The organism is Pantoea eucrina (assembly GCF_020079945.1).
GTDB lineage: Bacteria > Pseudomonadota > Gammaproteobacteria > Enterobacterales > Enterobacteriaceae > Pantoea > Pantoea eucrina.
On sequence record NZ_CP083448.1, the window covers coordinates 2153568 to 2172527 of the forward strand.

Here is an 18960-nt window from a genome sequence, read left to right on the forward strand (position 1 = left end):
TTAGCCGCCCCGGCTCAAGTAGCCTTGAAGCACCCTGAATCCTGCCTGTTGAGTTGCCGCGCGCATGCTGAAACGCGTTTTCTTTGCTCTGATCATCATCATCTTAGCGATGGTGGCGACCGCGCTCGGCCTTGATCGCTGGATCAGCTGGAAAACCGCGCCGTTTATCTATGAAGATGTCGCCTCGCTGCCGCATCGTCAGGTTGGCGTGGTACTGGGCACCGCGAAATATTATCGTGCCGGCGTCATTAATCAGTATTACCTCTATCGCATGCAGGGCGCGCTCAACGCTTATAACAGCGGCAAAGTTAACTACCTGCTGTTGAGCGGCGACAACGCCCAGCAGAGCTATAACGAGCCCGCCACCATGCGACGCGATCTGATTAAAGCTGGCATCGATCCAGCCGATATCGTGCTGGATTATGCCGGTTTTCGCACGCTCGACTCCATTGTGCGCACGCGCAAGGTGTTTGACACCAACGACTTCATTATTATCACCCAGCGCTTTCACTGCGAGCGGGCGCTCTACATTGCGCTGCACCTTGGCATTCAGGCACAGTGCTATGCCGTACCCTCGCCGAAAAATATGCTGTCGGTGCGCGCGCGCGAAGTCGGTGCCCGGCTGGGCGCGATGGCCGATCTCTATCTGATGAAGCGCGAGCCGCGTTTTCTCGGACCGCTGGTGCCGATTCCGGCAGTGCATACGGTGCCGGAAGATGCGCAGAGCTATCCGGCGGTCACGCCTGAACAGCTGCTGGAGCTGGAAGAGAAGCTGCGTAAGTAGCCTTTGCTGCGGCCGGCAGCCATAAAAAAAGGCTGCGCCAGCGCAGCCTTTTTCCGTTACTTCACGCTTATTTCTTGCGCGAGTATTTCAGTGAATCCAGCGCCACGGCGAAGATAATGATGCCGCCCTTGATGATGTATTGCCAGTAAGGGTTCACGCCGATGTAAGTCAGGCCGTAGTTGATTACGGTAAAGATAATTACCCCGGTCACGACGCCTGCGACCGTACCCACACCGCCGGCGAAGGAGACGCCGCCCACCACGCAGGCGGCAATCGCATCCAGCTCATACATAAAGCCGAGGTTGTTGGTGGCGCTACCAATACGGCCCGCTTCCAGCAGACCGCCAAACGCATAGAACACACCTGACAGGGCATAGACCAGAATCAGGTTGAACGGCACGTTAACGCCTGAAACTTTTGCCGCTTCCGGGTTACCGCCAATCGCAAAAATGTTTTTACCGAAGCGGGTTTTATTCCACAGGATCCAGACAAACACGATAGCGATAATGGCGTAAAAGGTGATAAACGAGAGCTTGAAGTCACCAAAGCGCAGGAAACCCTGGGTAAAGGTGGAGAAGCCCGCGTCAAAGCCGGCGATCGGCGAGGCACCGACAAAATCGTAGTAGAGGGAGTTAATACCATACACGATGATCATCGTACCCAGCGTGGTAATAAACGGCGTTACCTTGAGGTATGCGATGATCACGCCGTTTACCAGGCCAATCACGCCGCCGATAATGCACACTACCAGAATAACCAGCGGAATCGGCATGGTTTCCAGATGCGGGAAAACCTTGTTCGCGTTATCCATCGACTGCAGCAGCGTCGCCGCCACTACCGCCGCCAGGCCAACCTGCCGCCCGGCGGAGAGGTCAGTACCCTGAGTCACAATCAGCCCGGCCACGCCCAGCGCGATAATAATACGCACCGACGATTGCGTCAGGATGTTACTCAGGTTCATTAAACTTAAAAACGTCGGATCCTGGAAAATAATAATCGCCAGCAGAACAAACAGGACGACGTAAATACCGCCCTCTTTTAACCAGGTTAGCGCATTCTTTTTAGTAGTCGCTTTCATTTTAAAGCCCTTGCTTCATTAAAGGTGTAATGACGCTAAACGCAGGATTTCATTCTGCGAGGTCGTTTTTGTATCGACAATACCGGCTACCTGACCGTTACTCATTACCAGAATACGATCGGTTATACCCAGCAGCTCTGGCATTTCTGAGGAGATAATAATAATGCCCTTCTCTTTTTTGGCCAGTTCTGAAATCAGCTGATAAATTTCAAATTTAGCCCCTACGTCAATACCGCGCGTAGGTTCATCAAGCATTAATATTTCCGGCTGGGTCAGCAGCCAGCGGCCAATAATGACCTTCTGCTGGTTACCGCCTGAAAGCGAGCCAATCTGCGTATGGTGACCTGGCGTTTTTACCCGCATCGAGTCAATAACCCACTGGGTATCGCTCTTCATACGCTTATTATCAAGCAGGCCGATACTGGATTTATATTTTTTAATATTGGAGATAAGCGAGTTAAAGCCGATATCGAGATAGGCGTAGATCCCGGTGGAGCGACGCTCTTCTGTCACCAGCGCAAAACCGTGGTTGATCGCCTCGTTTGCACTGTGGTTGTTGATCGCTTTGCCGTGCAGCCGGATAGTTCCGCCCGACTTCTCACGAATGCCAAACAGCGTCTCAACGATATCGGTACGCTTGGCACCCACCAGTCCGGCGATACCGAGGATCTCTCCTTTATGCAGGTCAAATGAGATATCACGAATCGAGGGCTGACGCAGTGAAGTGAGGTTGCGGATTTCCAGAATCACCTCGCCCGGCACGTTGCTCTTATCCGGGAAGCGCTGATTAAGCGAACGACCCACCATCATGGCGATGATCTTATCCATATCCAGCCCTTCCAGCGACTGAGTGGCGATCCACTGTCCGTCGCGCAGAATGGTGATCTCGTCGCACAGCTGAAAGATCTCTTCCATCTTATGCGAGATATAGACAATACCGCAGCCGGGTAATGACTCCAACTTACTGATAGTGTTTTATGTTCAGATAATGCCCGATGACCTTGTCATGCAGCTCCACCGATTTTGAGAACGACAGTGACTTCCGTCCCAGCCTTGCCAGATGTTGTCTCAGATTCAGGTTATGCCGCTCAATTCGCTGAGTGTAACGCTTGCTGATTACGTGCAGCTTTCCCTTCAGGCGGGATTCATACAGCGGCCAGCCATCCGTCATCCATACCACGACCTCAAAGGCCGACAGCAGGCTCAGAAGACGCTCCAGTGTGGCCAGAGTGCGTTCACCGAAGACGTGCGCCACAACCGTCCTCCGTATCCTGTCATACGCGTAAAACAGCCAGCGCTGACGTGATTTAGCACCGACGTAGCCCCACTGTTCGTCCATTTCAGCGCAGACAATCACATCACTGCCCGGCTGTATGCGCGAGGTTACCGACTGCGGCCTGAGTTTTTTAAGTGACGTAAAATCGTGTTGAGGCCAACGCCCATAATGCGGGCGGTTGCCCGGCATCCAACACCATTCATGGCCATATCAATGATTTTCTGGTGCGTACCGGGTTGAGAAGCGGTGTAAGTGAACTGCAGTTGCCATGTTTTACGGCAGTGAGAGCAGAGATAGCGCTGATGTCCGGCAGTGCTTTTGCCGTTACGCACCACCCCGTCAGTAGCTGAACAGGAGGGACAGCTGATAGAAACAGAAGCCACGGGAGCACCTCAAAAACACCATCATACACTAAATCAGTAAGTTGGCAGCATCACCCGCAGCCGCGATCTTTTAGTTTACGAATAATAGTAAACAGGTGGTTAACTTCTTTTTCCGTCAGCGAAGAGGTCGGTTCATCCATAATGACAATTTTGGCATCATAGGAGAACGCTTTGGCAATTTCAATCATCTGCATCTGCGATACAGAAAGATTTGCCACTTTATCGCGCGGATCGATATCAATATCGAGTTCATCAAAGATCGCTTTGGTATCGCGATACATTTTGTCCTGATCGACAAATGGCCCTTTACGCGGGTAGCGACCCAGCCACATATTATCCATCACGCTGCGCTGCAGCACGAGGTTTAATTCCTGATGCACCATTGAGACGCCATTTTCCAGCGCTTCTTTAGAGCTTTTATAGTCAATCTCCTGGCCCTGAAAAAGAATACTCCCCGTATCTTTTTTATAGATGCCAAATAAGCACTTTAACAATGTCGATTTTCCGGCGCCGTTTTCACCCATTAAGGCATGGACGGAGTGCGGCCGCACTTTCAAATTCACATTATCTAAGGCTTTCACCCCTGGAAATGATTTCGAGACATTCGTCATCTCCAGCAGATATTCACGCTGTGTGGTCGGATTCTCACTGGCCATAATTTACCTGGCTAAAAAAAGCGTATGCAGATGCAATAAGGCGCGGCAAGTTGCCGCGCCCGGAATAGATTACTTCGCAAACTGAGAGAGGTTCTCTTTATCTACGGCGACATAAGGCACGCGAACCACTTTATCTTCCATCTTGAAGTTAGTGCCCGCGGTTGGCTCTTTGCCATCTGCCAGGTTCTTCGCGATATCCAGCGTGGCTTTCGCCTGGTTTTCCGCATCGTTCAGCACGGTACCCGCCATCGCACCCGATTTCACCAGCGCCAGCGCTTCTGGCAGCGCATCAACACCAAACACCGGAATGCTTGATTTGTTGTGTGCTTTCAGCGCTTCAACCGCGCCCATTGCCATTGCATCATTGTTGGCAATGATCACTTCAATTTTGTTAGCGTTCGGACCGGAGAGCCACGCATCGACTTTATCTTTCGCCTGAGCGGTATCCCACATTGCGGTATCCATCGCCAGCTGCTGCGTCTTGATGCCATCTTTGTTCAGGGTGTCGATAACATATTTGGTACGCGCTTCAGCATCCGGGTGGCCTGGCTCGCCTTTCAGCAGGACAAACTGAATCTGTCCATCTTTGTTCAGATCCCAGGCTGGCGTCGATTTCCAGTGCTTCTCAATCAGCTCGCCCTGTTTGATACCTGACTCTTTTGAGTCTGTACCGACATAATAGGCTTTCGGATAGCTGGCCAGCACTTTGGCGTTCGGCTCTTTGTTGAAGAACACAATTGGTACGTCATTGGCTTTTGCTTTGTCGATGACTACCGCTGCCGCTGCCGGATCTACCAGGTTAATTGCCAGCGCTTTCACGCCCTTGGCCATCAGCACGTCAATCTGATCGTTCTGTTTGGACTGGTCATTCTGCGAGTCATTCATCAGCAGCTGAATGCCGCCCAGCGTTTTCGCCTCTTTCTCGATATCCTTACGCACCATTGACATGAAGTTGTCATCATATTTGTAAATGGTCACGCCAATGCGGGTATCGGCGGCGTGTGCAGTTGCACCAAACATCATGCTGGCAACCAGTGCTGTGAGCGTGAAAACCTTCTTATTCATGGTATCTCCGGTTTTAATTATGCAGGGTATTTCATTGCGCCCTGCTGCCTGCGGGCAGCGAACGCAGTCGGTTGAAACGCTATCATTCTGGAGCAGGCGCAGGCATTGGCCGGACCGCTCTCCCTATCCTGACTTCCCTGTACGTAACCGCTTCCTGAAGAGTGTTGTGAACCATTTCAATCGGCTACTGAAACCTGTCCGGAGAGGCGTGACCCGGCGTTTCATGATGTTTCAGTCCGGTAAGACGCTGCCATCATAGTGAGCGGTCTGGTAATTAACTGTGAATGTAATCACATATTGGAAACGGTTACATGGCGCTATCGCCTGGATTAGTGATCGACTCCACAATTTGTCGCTGGGCCACTGAGTGACGCCGCACCAGCGTAGGCATGAAGCAGTGCGATGCCTGAGGATCCAGCTCACCGGCTGCGCCTTTCAGCGCCAGCTCTGTTGCCAGTTTTGCCATAGAAACAATGGGATAGCGTACGGTTGTCAGCTGGGGATCGGTGTAACGGGAAATAGGAATGTCATCAAAACCGATGACAGAAAAATGCTGCGGCACCTGAATGCCGTTATCTTTCAGCGCCGTCAGGGCGCCAGCCGCCATGCCATCGTTATAGGAAAACACGGCGGTCAGATGCAAATTGCGCCCGAGCAGCTCCACCATCGCGGCTTCACCGCCCTGCATATCGGGTTCAGCATGGGCGATCCACGCCTCTGCCGGCTGGATACCCTGCTCTGACAGCGCCTGCAGCCAGCCATCGCGGCGCTGAGCCACATCTTCAATCGGGTGGCTGGAGCTGAGATAGCCGATACGCTGATGCCCCTGCTGCAGCAGCATGCGGGTGGCAACCTGCGCACCGGTTACATTGTCGAGACAGACGCAGCGATGCTCGTAGCCGCGGATCACCCGGTTAACCAGCACCATGCCCGGCACCTGATCCATAAACTGCGTGAGTTCAGCGTCTGAAAGCGTTTTCGCATGTACCACCAGCGCATTGCAGCGCTGACGGATCAGCACCTCAATGGCGTGCCGCTCTTTATCTTCCTGATGCCAGGAATTACTGATGAGAACATGCTTATGCACCCGCTGCGCCACGGTATCCACCGCTTTCACCAGCGCGCCAAAAAAGGGATCGGAGACATCCATGACAACGACACCAATCGTGTCGCTGACCTGGGTGGCGAGCGCCTGTGCGTTGGCGTTCGGACGATAGCCCAGCGATTCCACCGCCTGCAGCACGGCGTCGCGGGTATCAGAGGTGACGGCACTGCTGTTATTGAGCACGCGCGACACGGTGGCAACAGAAACTCCCGCCAGTCGGGCGACATCACGAATCGTTATCATGCAGCGGTTCCACAAAGGCTGAAAGACGCGACGGGCGCGTAATAGCGCTATAGTGTCAGGCCGCAGACTTCAGCTACGTGAAACAGCTCACATCAATGAAAACGGTTACATTGCTTTATGCGATCTTTGTGATGCAGGTCATTATCTGACAGGCGGCACTGCGGTGCCGGTTGCAGAGAGACGCTGCGTCAGCCAGCGCCACAGCCACTCCAGCGGCCCCTGACGAAAATAGCGCAGCCAGAGCGCTGAGAAGAGAAGATTGACTACCCAGATAACGGGCACCAGCGCCAGCAGCTGTAACCGGTTAAAGTGCAGGAAGAGATCAAACCGGTAGAAAAGCGTGGTACAGATTAGCGTCTGTAACAGATAGTTGCTCAGCGCCATGCGCCCCACTCCCTGAATCAGGTTGCATAGCCGGTTACGCGCGAGCGCAGGCCAGAAGCCGAGACAGAGCGCCGCATAGCCGAGGCTGATAAAAGGCGAGGCGAGATCGCGCGGCACCTGCAGATAAAAGCTGGTCCAGCGCTGCGCCCACTGCAGCTGCCACTGCGCAACGATACCCGGCACCGCGATTAGCCAGCCGGTCGTCAGCAGCAGCAGTGCGGCGCGCCGGTAGTGCTGCAGGCTGAACTCACCGGTCAGCCAGCCGCAGCGCAGCAGCGCGGCACCCATCAGCATCAGCCCCGCCAGCTGCCAGCCATACTGGGATGCCAGCGCCATCAGGCCCGATGCGAGCAGATCGAGCCGGTTGCGTACCGCTTCCCAGCCGCCCACCAGCTTCCAGTAACTTTCATACTCCAGCACAGCGGCACCCGGCTGCCAGCCGCTGCTGCTCTGATTGCCGGAGATCGCTCCGAAGATAAGCAGCACCGCACAGCCGACCAGATAGAGCAGCACGCCGGTCTGAAACAGCGCACGCTCAGAGGGCACTTCACGCAGCAGACGCCAGATAATCAGGCCGATAAGCCCATAGTCGAGGAGAATATCCCCTTCCCAGAAGAAGACGCCGTGGATAAACCCGAGCAGCACCAGCAGCGTCAGGCGCGTGCTGATCCAGCGCTTACCGCGGGGGATCTGCAGCGCCAGTCCGGCGCCAAACAGCAGTGCAAACAGCGTGAGGAATTTCAGCTGCGCCAGCCCGTCCAGTATCGCCCAGGTCCAGGCATCCTGCGGCGTAACGCTGCCCTGCCAGGCGGGATTAAGATAGGCGGCTGACGGCAGGCCAAAGCCGGTAATATTGAGCAGCAAAATGCCCAGAACCGCGCATCCGCGAATAAAATCCAGCGCCTGGTAGCGTTGCATTGCGGCCCTCAGCCATCAAAAAAGGCGGCACCGGGGCCGCCTGGGGATCAGATATGACGTACCGCGCGCAGGAACTCCTGACGCGTATTCTGGCTCGATTTAAACAGCCCGCCCAGCGACGTGGTCGTGGTTGCGCTGGTCGCATCTTTCACGCCGCGCGCTTTTACGCAGTAATGAACTGCATCAATCGACACCGCCACGTTAGTCGTCCCAAGCAGCGTCTGCAGCGCGACCAGCACCTGCTGCGTCAGCCGCTCCTGCACCTGCGGGCGCTGGGCGAAAAACTGCACGATGCGGTTGATTTTCGACAGGCCAATCACTTTGTCTTTGGGAATGTAGGCCACCGTCGCCTTGCCATCGATGATCACAAAATGGTGTTCGCAGGTGCTGGTCAGCGTGATGTCACGCACCGTCACCATCTCGTCCACTTTCATTTTGTTTTCGATAACGGTGATTTTCGGGAAGTTGGCGTAATCGAGACCTGAGAAAATCTCATCCACATACATTTTTGCGATGCGATGCGGCGTCTCCATCAGGCTGTCATCTTCCAGGTCCAGATTCAGCAGCTGCATGATTTGCGTCATGTGACCGGCAATTTCACGCTTGCGCGTTTCGCTATCCATTTCGCGCACCGGGGCGCGTAACGGCGTTTCCAGACCGCGCGCCAGCAGCGCTTCATGAACCAGGGCGGCTTCCTGACTTAAGGTGCTCATCGTTCTCATTCTCCGGCAGGTGATGCGCCCGCGGAACATAGCCCGCGGGGGAAATTCTGAGCGCGTATTGTGAAACACAACGCAGGCTTAATCCAGTAATCAATCTGATTGGCAATCAGCACGTGCGCGTGCGCGGCACCAAAAGGCGCAAAAAAGCGGCTGTTGCTGTCGCTATCACTACACTTATCAGCAGCGCGCCTGGCTAAACTGCAAAAGCGGCAATAACGCACTTGCCAGCCGCCGGCGGGCAGTTTAGACTCACAAAATATGAATAACATTGCACTTGTTGTTTACGGGATGAGAAGATGGATTTAGTTCAGCTGCGAATGTTCTGTTGTGTAGCCGATACCGGTTCTCTGGCGCGTGCCGCTGAACAGCTGCATCGCGTGCCCTCTAATCTCACTACGCGCCTGCGCCAGCTGGAAGAGGAGATCGGGGTTGACCTGTTTATCCGCGAGAAGCAGCGCATGCGTCTGTCACCGATGGGGCATAATTTTCTCAACTACGCCCGCCGTATTCTGGCGCTGAGCGATGAAGCGCTGAATATCGCCCGCGCCGGTGAGCCAGGCGGCAATTTTGCTTTTGGTTCAATGGAGAGCACGGCAGCTACCCGCCTGCCGGCGCTGCTGGCCGCCTATCATCAGCGCTACCCGGCGGTGGCGCTCTCCCTGGTGACCGGCACATCGGGCGATATCATCGACAAAGTGCGCGCCGGCACGCTGGCGGCGGCGCTGGTTGATGGTCCGGCTCCCTATGATGACCTGAACGGCTGTATCGCCTTCAGCGAAGAGATGGTGCTGATCTCCAGCCCTGAACATCCGCCGATCCTCAGCGCACGCGATACCCAGCAGGATACGCTGTTTGCCTTTGGCAACAGCTGCTCCTACCGCACCCGGCTGGAGAGCTGGTACCGCGACAGCCAGAGCGCACCGCGCAACGTCATGGAGATCCAGTCCTATCACGCGATGGTTGCCTGCGTGGCGGGCGGCGGCGGCGTGGCAATGCTGCCCGCCTCCGTGCTGGCGCAGATGCCGGCGCGCGAGCGGGTACAGGAGCACGCGCTGCCGCCGCTCTATCGCGATACCGCTACCTGGCTGATGTGGCGACGCGATGCGTTTACGCCAAACGTCGAGGCGCTGAAATACCTGATTATTGATATGTTTGATGACCGGCCACAGCACGACGGCCTGCTGCATCCGCTGCCGGACAGCGAGCAGACGCTGCTGAAATAAGTAATGACCACCAGGGCCACTGGCCCGCATCTACCGCAAGAGGGATTGCATGAACATGATTAAAACCCGTGCCGCCGTTGCCTGGGCACCTGGCGAGCCGCTGAAAATCGAAGAAGTGGATTTGATGCCGCCGCAGAAAGGCGAAGTGTTAGTACGCATCGTTGCTACCGGCGTTTGCCATACCGACGCCTATACGCTCTCCGGCAAAGATCCGGAAGGCGTTTTCCCGGCCATTCTCGGTCATGAAGGTGGCGGCGTGGTGGAAGCGGTGGGCGAAGGCGTTACCAGCGTCGCCGTGGGCGATCACGTTATCCCGCTCTACACTCCGGAGTGCGGCAAATGTAAGTTCTGTCTCTCCGGCAAAACCAACCTCTGCCAGGCGATCCGCGCCACCCAGGGCAAGGGACTGATGCCGGATGGCACTACGCGCTTCTTTAAAGATGGCCAGCCTATTTTCCACTATATGGGCACCTCTACTTTTTCCGAGTACACCGTTGTACCGGAAATCTCGCTGGCGAAAATCAGTAAAGAAGCTCCGCTGGAAGAGGTGTGCCTGCTGGGCTGCGGCGTGACCACCGGCATGGGCGCGGTGATGAATACCGCTAAAGTTAAAGCGGGCGACACCGTGGCAATTTTTGGTCTCGGCGGTATTGGCCTCTCGGCGATCATCGGTGCGCAGATGGCAAAAGCGGGCCGCATTATCGCTATCGATATCAATACCAGCAAATTTGATTTGGCCCGCAAGCTGGGTGCCACCGACCTGATCAACCCGAAAGATTACGATAAGCCTATTCAGGATGTCATCGTTGAGCTGACCGATGGCGGCGTCGATTTCTCATTTGAGTGTATCGGTAACGTCAACGTCATGCGTTCGGCGCTGGAGTGCTGTCATAAAGGCTGGGGTGAGTCGGTCATCATCGGCGTGGCCGGTGCCGGTGAAGAGATCTCCACCCGCCCGTTCCAGCTGGTCACGGGCCGCGTCTGGCGGGGTTCCGCGTTTGGCGGCGTGAAAGGCCGCAGCCAGCTGCCGGGTATCGTGCAGGATTATCTGGATGGCAAGTTTGCGCTGAACGATTTCATCACCCATACCATGGCGCTGGATGAGATCAACGACGCCTTTGATCTGATGCACGAAGGGAAATCGATTCGCTCTGTGGTGCACTTCAACAAATAACCGGAGGCGTTATGGCATCCACGCTGGAACTGCTGGAAGAACACCGCATCTTTGGCGGCTGGCAACAACGCTGGCGACATCAGTCATCGGTGCTGAACTGCCCGATGACGTTCAGCATTTTTTTACCGCCGCCCAAAGCTGATACGCCGCCGCCTGCGGTCTGGTTTCTCGCCGGACTGACCTGCAGCGACGAAAATTTCACCACCAAAGCGGGCGCGCAGCGCGTGGCCACAGAGCTGGGTCTGGTGCTGATTATGCCGGACACCAGCCCGCGCGGGGACGCGGTGGCTAACGATGAGAGTTACGATCTCGGCCAGGGCGCCGGCTTCTATCTCAACGCAACGCAGCAGCCGTGGGCGGCGCACTATCGTATGTTTGACTACCTCAGCGAGGAGCTGCCGGCGCTGCTGGCGGATAACTTCAAGCTGAGCGATCGGCAGTCGATTATGGGCCACTCAATGGGAGGACACGGTGCGCTGGTACTGGCACTGCGCCTCGGCGGACGCTTTGCTTCCGCTTCAGCCTTTGCACCGATTGTGAATCCCTGCGACGTCCCCTGGGGGCAAAAGGCGTTTACTGCCTATCTCGGCGACGACCGCCAGGCGTGGCGGGAATGGGACAGTTGCCTGCTGATGCAGGAGGCGGAGCAGCGTCTGCCGCTGCTGATCGATCAGGGCGACGGCGATCAGTTTCTCGCGGACCAGCTGCGTCCGGAGCGCCTTGAGGCGATTGCGCGCGAACAGGGATTCCCGCTGGAGCTGCGCATTCAGCCGGGTTACGACCACAGCTACTTCTTTATCGCCACTTTTGTGGAAGATCACCTGCGCTTTCACGCGAAACATCTGCTGGTATAGTCCTTTGCCAGCCGCGGGCTTCTCAGCCCGCGCTGGCTATCAGCTGCCCCTTCCGCTTATCTCTGACCGGTTCACTGCGATTAGACCTTCCCGGCAGGCGTCGCACCATTACTGATAGGTAATTGTAAAGGTGGCGGTGGCATTTGCTGTACCGGGCGTAATATCACTTCCGGTCTGATAATAGCGCGCCTGCAGCGGGATACTGAACGTTCCGGCTGTGTCCGCACTGCCGGTGTTAATTGGCTTTTGCAGCGTTAACGGTACATTGTTGTAGAGCAGCTGAATGCCCACTCCTGTTGCACTGCCAGTTCCGCCGGTCAGATTGAGTACGCCATTTGCCGCATCCTGAACGCTGCCATCGATCTGCACGTTTACCCGCGTACCTGCATTGCAGTTCAGCGGAATGGTCAGCGTGCGGGTAAAACTGTCGCCCGGTCCGGTGCCCGCGCCCCTGAAGGCCCGCTTCTGCACCGTACCCATTGTGACCGAAAGCGCGCTATTGGTTACCGAACAGGCCACCGTCGTTACCGTCAATGCACCGAGGTTGATATATGCCTCCGGCCACATCCAGGCTGACTGATTGTTGCGCAGGATAAATGAGCCAATCAGCTGCGCGCCGACGCTACCGCTGCCGGTGGTTTGCGCCGTCTTATAGAACTGCACCAGCGCCTGCCCCGTCATCGGCTGACTGGCCAGCAGGCCACTGCTTTTGCAGAGCTGCTGAACATTCGGTCCCCAGACACTATCCACCCACCCTGACGTGCCGGCACAGTTATTCCCGGACAGCCCGCCGAATGCGTAGCCAATGCCTGCAATACCGGTACTGTAGATATTGCGTCCGTCAATAATCGTGACATTTTTGCCATGACTCTTGATGCCAAACTCCTGATAGGTCAGCGCCGGCGCAGGCGTATCTGAACAGCTAAATCTTCCTGCCATATCTGAGGTCAGCACGCTTCCGATCATGGCGCCAACCGGTAGATCTCTCTGTACCACCAGCGTTGGCGGCGTGATAACGCTTGTCGCTGTCGCAACGGAACAGTTCCAGGCGTAAGCCGTTTGCACCGTAAAGGCACCGGGCAGAGCCAGAATAATAAGCAGCAGAATTTTTCGCATGGTTAATCCTTTACCGGCATTGCAGGCTAATAAGTTGTATAACCGGCTTGTCGCCGGGAAGGACGTAATCGGCCTGACATCCGTCGTGCTGCCAGACCACCTTTACCGTGCCGCGCGACGGCACGCCGCTCAGATAAACCTGATGACGATCGTCTACGATACCTGATGATGTCTGGCTGCCGCTGGTTACCGTGGCCGACGCGCCATAAGGAATAGTTTTTTCTGAATTCAGCGTCAGCATTATTTTCTGCCCCGCCGCTGTCGGGAAATCTGCCAGAACCAGCGCGCCCTGTCCTGGCACAACACGACGGGTATCTGCAGTAAGATCGATGTCGTCGGCCAGCGTGCCGGAATCTAGTTTGATGATGTTTCGCTGGTAGGGAGAGAGATAGGGCACCACGGCATAACCCCGGCTATCGGTATAAACACCAGTGCTATTTTCTACCTTCACATTTGCCGCTTTGTCTGCCCTTACCAACGCCATCGTATCGCCTAAGGGCTGCGATAGAGTAAGGCCCCAGGGGTGAACCAGGATCCCCCCCATGACGCCATAATTAAGCTGTCGCGTCTGGCGGGTTACGTTATAGCCCGCCAGATATTCACCGGAAGAACCTTTATAGTCGAGGGTTGCGCTGCCCGACCCTCCGGTTCCCCGGCTGGCATAACCCTGCTGAATGTTATAGCTAAGCGTGTTATCCGCCAGCGCCACGCCCGCAATACCGGCTGATGCCATCAATCCACTACTGTTTGTCTGGCTGGCTGAGACGTTAAGCCAGCTTTTCGGCATGAAGCGTTCAAACGGAATCTGAACGGCCAGCGAAAATACGTTATTCTGCTGGCTTAGCCAGGGCGAGGACGAACGCATGTAGTTAAGCGTATAGCTCACCGCATTGTGGCTGATGCTGTAGCCGAGATTAAACGTATTTTCCCGGCCGCTTATGCCCCAGTATTGTTGCTGATAAGCAGACAGATAGAGACTGCCAAAATCGCCCAGCCTCTGATTGATGTTTAGCTCGGCCCGGCTGCGTTTATTGTGGCGATTGCGCCACTCCGTCCAGACGCGTTGCGCCTGCTTTGAACCAATCAGCTCATCATTGCTGGCATTAAGCGGGGGCGTATTGTAATAGCCATTTGCCTCATTAAAATCCATATAGCCGGATGTTGAGTAGCGATAGCCGGCCAGATTAAACGTGGTTCCGCTGGCGGTAAAATCTTTGGCATACTGAAAACGGAACGATGCCCCCTGTTTTTCGATCTCACCTGACTGCGCATGCGCCCAGGTTCCGTCTATCGAGACCGAACCCAGATAACCCAGCCCTTTAGCCGATCCCAGACTACTGCTCATATAATCGCCGGACAGAATTATTCCGCCGTAGAGCGTGCTGGCATTCGTCAGACCATAGCTCCCGGTTGTCTGCAAAAAGAGTGGTTCGTACCGGGCGGCATTATCAGCGGCAACCACCCGATACTTACCCGCCGTCAGTGCATATTTAGCCTGACCTTCACGCAGCATCAGCGGCACTGCTGAGAATGCCTGAACAAACTGACGCACTGTGCCATCTGCTTCGCGAATTGAGACGCTGAGATCGCCGCCTGAGGAGACAGGATAGAGATCGGTAATTGCAAAAGGTCCTGGTGGAACATAAGCCTGATAGATGATGTTTCCATCCTGGCGAATGGTAACGCGCGCATTACTCTGCGCGATGCCGCGAATGACCGGGGCAAATCCACGCCGGCTTTCCGGCAGCATATTGTCATCAGAGTAGAGCTGCACGCCGCGAAAAGCGACGCTATCGAACACGCCTGCCGGGCTATAGCTGTCGCCCGCCACAAACTGCGCGTTAAGTGATTTAACGTCATGCTGCAGGTAAGTATTGATGCTGTTCCACTGGCGCGAGCGCCCGTTATCAGACCAGGATGAATAGTTTCTGAGACGCCATGCTCCCAGGTTTACGCCACTGCGCAGATTCAGATAATTATTCTGAACCGTTCCCTGACGAGCGTCGCTGCGGCTGCTGGCACCGCTGTAGGCGTAATTCACAAAGGCAGCAGGCAGCCCGTCATCCCACTCTTCAGGGGAGACCGCTCCCTGCACACTCTGCTGCATAAACGCCTGAGGAATGCTGATATCCAGACGCCGCTGAGCAAAGTCATAGCTAAGCTGGCCGTCGGGCAGGACGCGATCGATCGGCTGGCGGAGTGATCCCTTGCTCATCGCTGAAAATGCCGGTGTCGCCTGGCTGCGCACGCCCCAGGAAAGCAGATCTTCTTTAGTGATCTCCGGGATAAGTCCACGCTCACCCAGCGTGAAATTTAGTATTCTTTCAGCCATATAGCGGCTGTTCAGATAGATTTCCGTCCGATATCGTCCGGGGATCTGACCGCCGGGCTGTTCCAGTGCCGAGAGGTCGATAGCACTCACCTGCCCGCGCAGCTCGAGCGCGGCAGGATCAAAATAATCTGTTGCAGATCCGGGAGGGCTCATCAGCGCTGCCAGCATGAAGCCTGTCATCGCTGACGCCGACCGGCCTGACTGGCGGGTAAAAAGCGTCGTCCGCATTGATGGTCAGGCCTTAATCAGATTTTTGCAGTTCTGACGTCGGTAATACCGCCGTAATCATTAATCGCCCGCCAGGATAGCGTGCCTGCGGTTCCCGGCGGAAAATCGATAGCCTGCTCTGATAATGGACTGAGCACAGGCAGCGATTTCAGCTTAGCGTTGCCCATTTTCAGTTCATAAAAGGAGATATAAAACGGCGTGGGATTAGAAGCGTAAATACGGTCGCCCTGACGACGAAAAGTGATTTTTTCAAACGCTGTCGCCGCATCGCCTGGTAACCCTGCCGGCCGGTAAAAGAGTTTGAAGACGCTTTTTACGGTGATTAACAGGCGATTGGTCTCCTCTTTCGGCGTGCCCGGCACGGACTTAATGCTCAGCCAGTACAGAGATTCCCGATCGGCAGGCAGCGCCGCGCCGGTATAGACAATGCGGACAGAATTTTGCGTATGCGGCTCCAGCCGGAACAGGGGCGGCGTGGCAATAAACGTGTTGTCACTGTGACGTTGTGTAGGATCTTTATCTACCCATGCCTGAATCAGGTAGGGATAATCATCCGGATTACTGATGCTCAGCGCAGCCTGCCGCGCATTCCCCTCATAAATGAGCCGTGAACCCCCTATCTCAACCCCTGCCAGGCTCATCAGTGGATTGATCAGCACTATCAATAGAATACAAAAACGAATCATGAAGTCTTCCCTGAAGAGAAGGAGCCGCAAGCGGCTCGCATTATCAGTTATAGGCAACGGTAAACGTGGCAGCCGCATTCGCCGTACCTGCGCCAACGGTGGCAGCAGTTGACACATATTTGGCGATGAAATTAAGGGCATTGGTGCCGGTAGAAGAGAGCGTGACAGGCGCAGATGCCTGCCCGACAGGAATCAGCGTGGTGCTGTTCTGTTCATAGATACCGATACCAACGCCGGTAGCCACGCCGGTTCCGGACGTCAGGCCGAGCAGGCTGGAGTTGCCGCTCGCCAGCGGACCGTCAAAGCGGATGCTGGCTGACGTCACCGCTGTCGGACAGCTGGTAAGGTTAATGGTAAAACGCGTTGCCGAGGCCTGCGTACCGGCCGCGCCAAAAGAGCTGGCGGCTACAGTGCCCAGATTGACGGTCTGCGTAGCAGAGCTGGTATTAACGGTGCAGGCTGTATCGCGGATACTCCCGGTGAAATTTATTGTGCCATCGGCAGCAAATACGGCCGGGCACATGCCGGCAGCCGCCAGCACAGCAATAAGTGTCGTTTTTTTCATAATTATACCTCGTCTCAAGATAACCGAATGCTGCCGAAAAACAGCTATCGCCCTAACTATCAATCCCTGACCAGGGAAGCCAGAGAGTAGAGTTACGAGCTAACCCGGTAAACCTGAAAAAAAAGCAGCGGAATAAATTGAAATAAAAAAATGACATAACGGCAGAGACAGAATTTATATCTGCTTCAGCCCGTTCAGAGCACGTTTATGTAAAATTAAAAACCAGGTAATAAGATTATTTAAATCATCCTATTTTATTATATTCCTATATGTATCCAGGCATACTGACCGGTATTGAGAAAAATCCTAACTCGCATTTCGAATAAACAGCTAACCAGGATAGCAAAATACGTTTTCTTTAATGATTCAGTTAAGAAACAATGATCGGTTTACCTGTGTAATAATAATCACCGTTGATCATTTACATTAGCTATTATGAATTAAAAATTTGAATCACAAAAGCAGATGGGTCTATCATGACAACTATCATTGCATATTATTGATCAAAAACAATTAGTTATAATCATAGTTCGGCATTATCGCCGAAATGCAACGCTTTTAGTATCGTGCCTTGCTTGCTAAGAAAGAATGCTTGCTAAATGCGATCTTTCATTCAGCTCTTTGCGTTCAGGGGAAGTCACCTGTCCAGATCAGGTGTTTTTTTTGGGTCTAATCATTAACATTTACAAAGCCAGGAGGATTACTTACTCTTTCTGCATTACCAGTGTTACCGCAATGCAGAAAGGAAGAGCAACTAATCTTTGAAATTCTCAGCGGCATAAAGGACAAAAGAAAAATAATACGCCATGTATTTATGATACATCGCATTATAAGACTCCAGAATGTGTATGCGGCCTGATTTCGGATCGTAGTCCACCAGGGAATTTTCTTTCGCTTCTAATATGATGTTACGAAGATGCGAGCGTGATACGCCGCAGCGCTTCGCCAGGCTGATGATGGTTAATGCCTCACCGCAGTCTTGTGCGGTAGTTCCGTGAAGATATAGATGAGTCATAATCATATGACCGGAGTCTTTGTTGATAAAAATATCAGCTTTGTCAGCAATATTAATAAGATGGATATCGTGATGAAATATGTCATAGTATCTTTTAAAGAAGCTTTGCATATTCTCTACTGAGAAGTTATTGACTTTGAAATCCGTTATACCCATTTCATCTAATGGAATAGCCACCGTCTTTGTTAACGACATCGCTGACTTTAATCCCCGGTCAGTAATTGAAAAATGCGTTTTTCTCTTATCAATAGTGTCTTTTCTGGTGGATATATAGCTACCCGTTTTTAACAGTAATAGCAGAGAAGAGACAGTATTAGGACTGATCATATTGGTTCTGATGCACTGATACTTTATATCATTCAGACAAGGCTTCTCTTTTTTAAAGAAGACACATGTGATAATCACGGATGCAAGAAACCTGTTATTTTTGAAAATGTATTTATAGAACATCTTATTGGATGCGAACTCTTTACAGATCATATTTGCATGCGTCATCAAAGCCGCATGAAAATTCTCGCTTTGCATTATTTTGCTATAGCAATTTTCGATATCTCTGACTGTAGTTGCTTTTACACCTGTTTTCATAAGAATTCCCGATCCTATGGCCTTGGGAATTATATGCTACGGCTAAAAGCAAAAGAATGGAAATAAAATCAACCATACTGTTAACGGGATGTAATATGGATGTTAATTTAATTCAAAAAGAAAACTACTTTCTGGAGAGGGGATTTAGCGAACTTTATCTGCAAGAGCGCTTTCTTTTTCATTTTAGTAAAGCATCGGTTTTCCTGCTTAACAAAGCATCACTAAAAGATTTCATCTGCTTTTGCGAAGAGAATGAGCGGGCTGATGAAATCATCTTACTGCTGGTGTCCAGAGATATGATGCCTTTAGCTATCAGCCTGGCTTACCGCTCCAGCAAAATCATTATATTTGACAATGGTAATATTTACTCTGCCGCTATGGGCAATTTGTATAAATGCAGCAGCAATAAAAAAATCATTACGCCAAGGGAATTTGAAGCATTAAAGACAACGCTGCTAACGAAAACCAGGAAGCTTGACTGGAGCTGCAGCATTAAAACGTTTTATTCTCAGCGACATTCAGCGCTTAAAAAGCTTAATATTGATAAGCTCTCATCGATATTTTGAAA

The 18960-nt window shown here is 53.4% G+C and carries 16 protein-coding genes and 2 pseudogenes; 5 read left to right on the plus strand and 13 right to left on the minus strand.

Going from position 1 to position 18960, the window contains the following annotated elements:
- The first annotated feature begins 64 nt into the window (after window positions 1–64).
- Window positions 65–784: an outer membrane permeability protein SanA gene (gene sanA / locus LAC65_RS10145; RefSeq protein WP_039385431.1), complete on the plus strand. Its 720-nt coding sequence runs from the start codon at window positions 65–67 to the stop codon at window positions 782–784.
- A 67-nt stretch (window positions 785–851) separates the two neighbouring features.
- Here the strand turns inward: sanA and mglC are convergent, their stop codons facing one another.
- The 8 genes and pseudogenes from mglC to folE form a co-directional block, all read right to left on the minus strand.
- Complete coding sequence (gene mglC, locus LAC65_RS10150; protein WP_039385433.1) at window positions 852–1862, minus strand: galactose/methyl galactoside ABC transporter permease MglC; 1011 nt, start codon at window positions 1860–1862, stop codon at window positions 852–854.
- A gap of 18 nt (window positions 1863–1880) precedes the next feature.
- A pseudogene (locus LAC65_RS10155) lies at window positions 1881–2807 on the minus strand (ATP-binding cassette domain-containing protein); the annotation flags it as partial.
- Between the two features lie 16 nt (window positions 2808–2823).
- A protein-coding gene (locus tag LAC65_RS10160) for an IS1 family transposase (protein WP_223429336.1) occupies window positions 2824–3521 on the minus strand; the annotation gives its coding sequence in 2 pieces (ribosomal slippage) (window positions 2824–3272 and window positions 3272–3521; 699 coding nt in all).
- Between the two features lie 53 nt (window positions 3522–3574).
- Window positions 3575–4177, minus strand: a pseudogene (locus LAC65_RS10165) (ATP-binding cassette domain-containing protein); the annotation flags it as partial.
- Between the two features lie 69 nt (window positions 4178–4246).
- Complete coding sequence (mglB, locus tag LAC65_RS10170; protein WP_071668025.1) at window positions 4247–5242, minus strand: galactose/glucose ABC transporter substrate-binding protein MglB; 996 nt, start codon at window positions 5240–5242, stop codon at window positions 4247–4249.
- 307 nt (window positions 5243–5549) lie between these two features.
- A complete protein-coding gene (galS, locus tag LAC65_RS10175) occupies window positions 5550–6590 on the minus strand; it encodes an HTH-type transcriptional regulator GalS (RefSeq protein WP_039385437.1) in 1041 nt (346 codons plus the stop codon).
- 141 nt (window positions 6591–6731) lie between these two features.
- Entirely contained in the window at window positions 6732–7892 is a 1161-nt protein-coding gene (gene yeiB / locus LAC65_RS10180) for a DUF418 domain-containing protein YeiB (protein WP_071668026.1), read from the minus strand.
- Window positions 7893–7939: 47 nt separating this feature from the next.
- Window positions 7940–8605 (minus strand): GTP cyclohydrolase I FolE, encoded by a 666-nt coding sequence (gene folE, locus LAC65_RS10185; protein WP_039385439.1) that lies wholly within the window; start codon window positions 8603–8605, stop codon window positions 7940–7942.
- A 305-nt stretch (window positions 8606–8910) separates the two neighbouring features.
- Here folE and ptrR point away from each other — a divergent pair, with 305 nt between their 5' ends.
- From ptrR to fghA, 3 genes are read left to right on the plus strand one after another with little or no spacing between them, the layout of a single operon-like run.
- The gene (ptrR, locus tag LAC65_RS10190) at window positions 8911–9837 is read left to right on the plus strand and encodes a putrescine utilization regulator PtrR (RefSeq protein ID WP_039385440.1); all 927 of its coding nucleotides are present in this window, start codon (window positions 8911–8913) and stop codon (window positions 9835–9837) included.
- A 49-nt stretch (window positions 9838–9886) separates the two neighbouring features.
- The gene (locus LAC65_RS10195; protein ID WP_039385441.1) at window positions 9887–11011 is read left to right on the plus strand and encodes an S-(hydroxymethyl)glutathione dehydrogenase/class III alcohol dehydrogenase; all 1125 of its coding nucleotides are present in this window, start codon (window positions 9887–9889) and stop codon (window positions 11009–11011) included.
- Between the two features lie 11 nt (window positions 11012–11022).
- Window positions 11023–11865 (plus strand): S-formylglutathione hydrolase, encoded by an 843-nt coding sequence (gene fghA, locus LAC65_RS10200; protein ID WP_039385443.1) that lies wholly within the window; start codon window positions 11023–11025, stop codon window positions 11863–11865.
- 108 nt (window positions 11866–11973) lie between these two features.
- Here the strand turns inward: fghA and LAC65_RS10205 are convergent, their stop codons facing one another.
- The 5 genes from LAC65_RS10205 to LAC65_RS10225 form a co-directional block, all read right to left on the minus strand.
- Window positions 11974–12981, minus strand: a complete 1008-nt coding sequence (locus tag LAC65_RS10205) for a fimbrial protein (protein WP_039385445.1) — start codon at window positions 12979–12981, stop codon at window positions 11974–11976.
- A gap of 10 nt (window positions 12982–12991) precedes the next feature.
- Window positions 12992–15466 (minus strand): fimbria/pilus outer membrane usher protein, encoded by a 2475-nt coding sequence (locus LAC65_RS10210; protein WP_224144712.1) that lies wholly within the window; start codon window positions 15464–15466, stop codon window positions 12992–12994.
- Window positions 15467–15558: 92 nt separating this feature from the next.
- A complete protein-coding gene (locus LAC65_RS10215) occupies window positions 15559–16227 on the minus strand; it encodes a fimbrial biogenesis chaperone (protein WP_039385448.1) in 669 nt (222 codons plus the stop codon).
- Between the two features lie 43 nt (window positions 16228–16270).
- Window positions 16271–16792 (minus strand): fimbrial protein, encoded by a 522-nt coding sequence (locus tag LAC65_RS10220; protein ID WP_039385450.1) that lies wholly within the window; start codon window positions 16790–16792, stop codon window positions 16271–16273.
- 754 nt (window positions 16793–17546) lie between these two features.
- Complete coding sequence (locus LAC65_RS10225) at window positions 17547–18392, minus strand: helix-turn-helix domain-containing protein (RefSeq protein WP_039385452.1); 846 nt, start codon at window positions 18390–18392, stop codon at window positions 17547–17549.
- Between the two features lie 95 nt (window positions 18393–18487).
- On the opposite strand from LAC65_RS10225, the gene LAC65_RS10230 reads away from it, so the two are divergent.
- A complete protein-coding gene (locus LAC65_RS10230; RefSeq protein WP_039385454.1) occupies window positions 18488–18958 on the plus strand; it encodes a hypothetical protein in 471 nt (156 codons plus the stop codon).
- Window positions 18959–18960 lie beyond the last annotated feature (2 nt).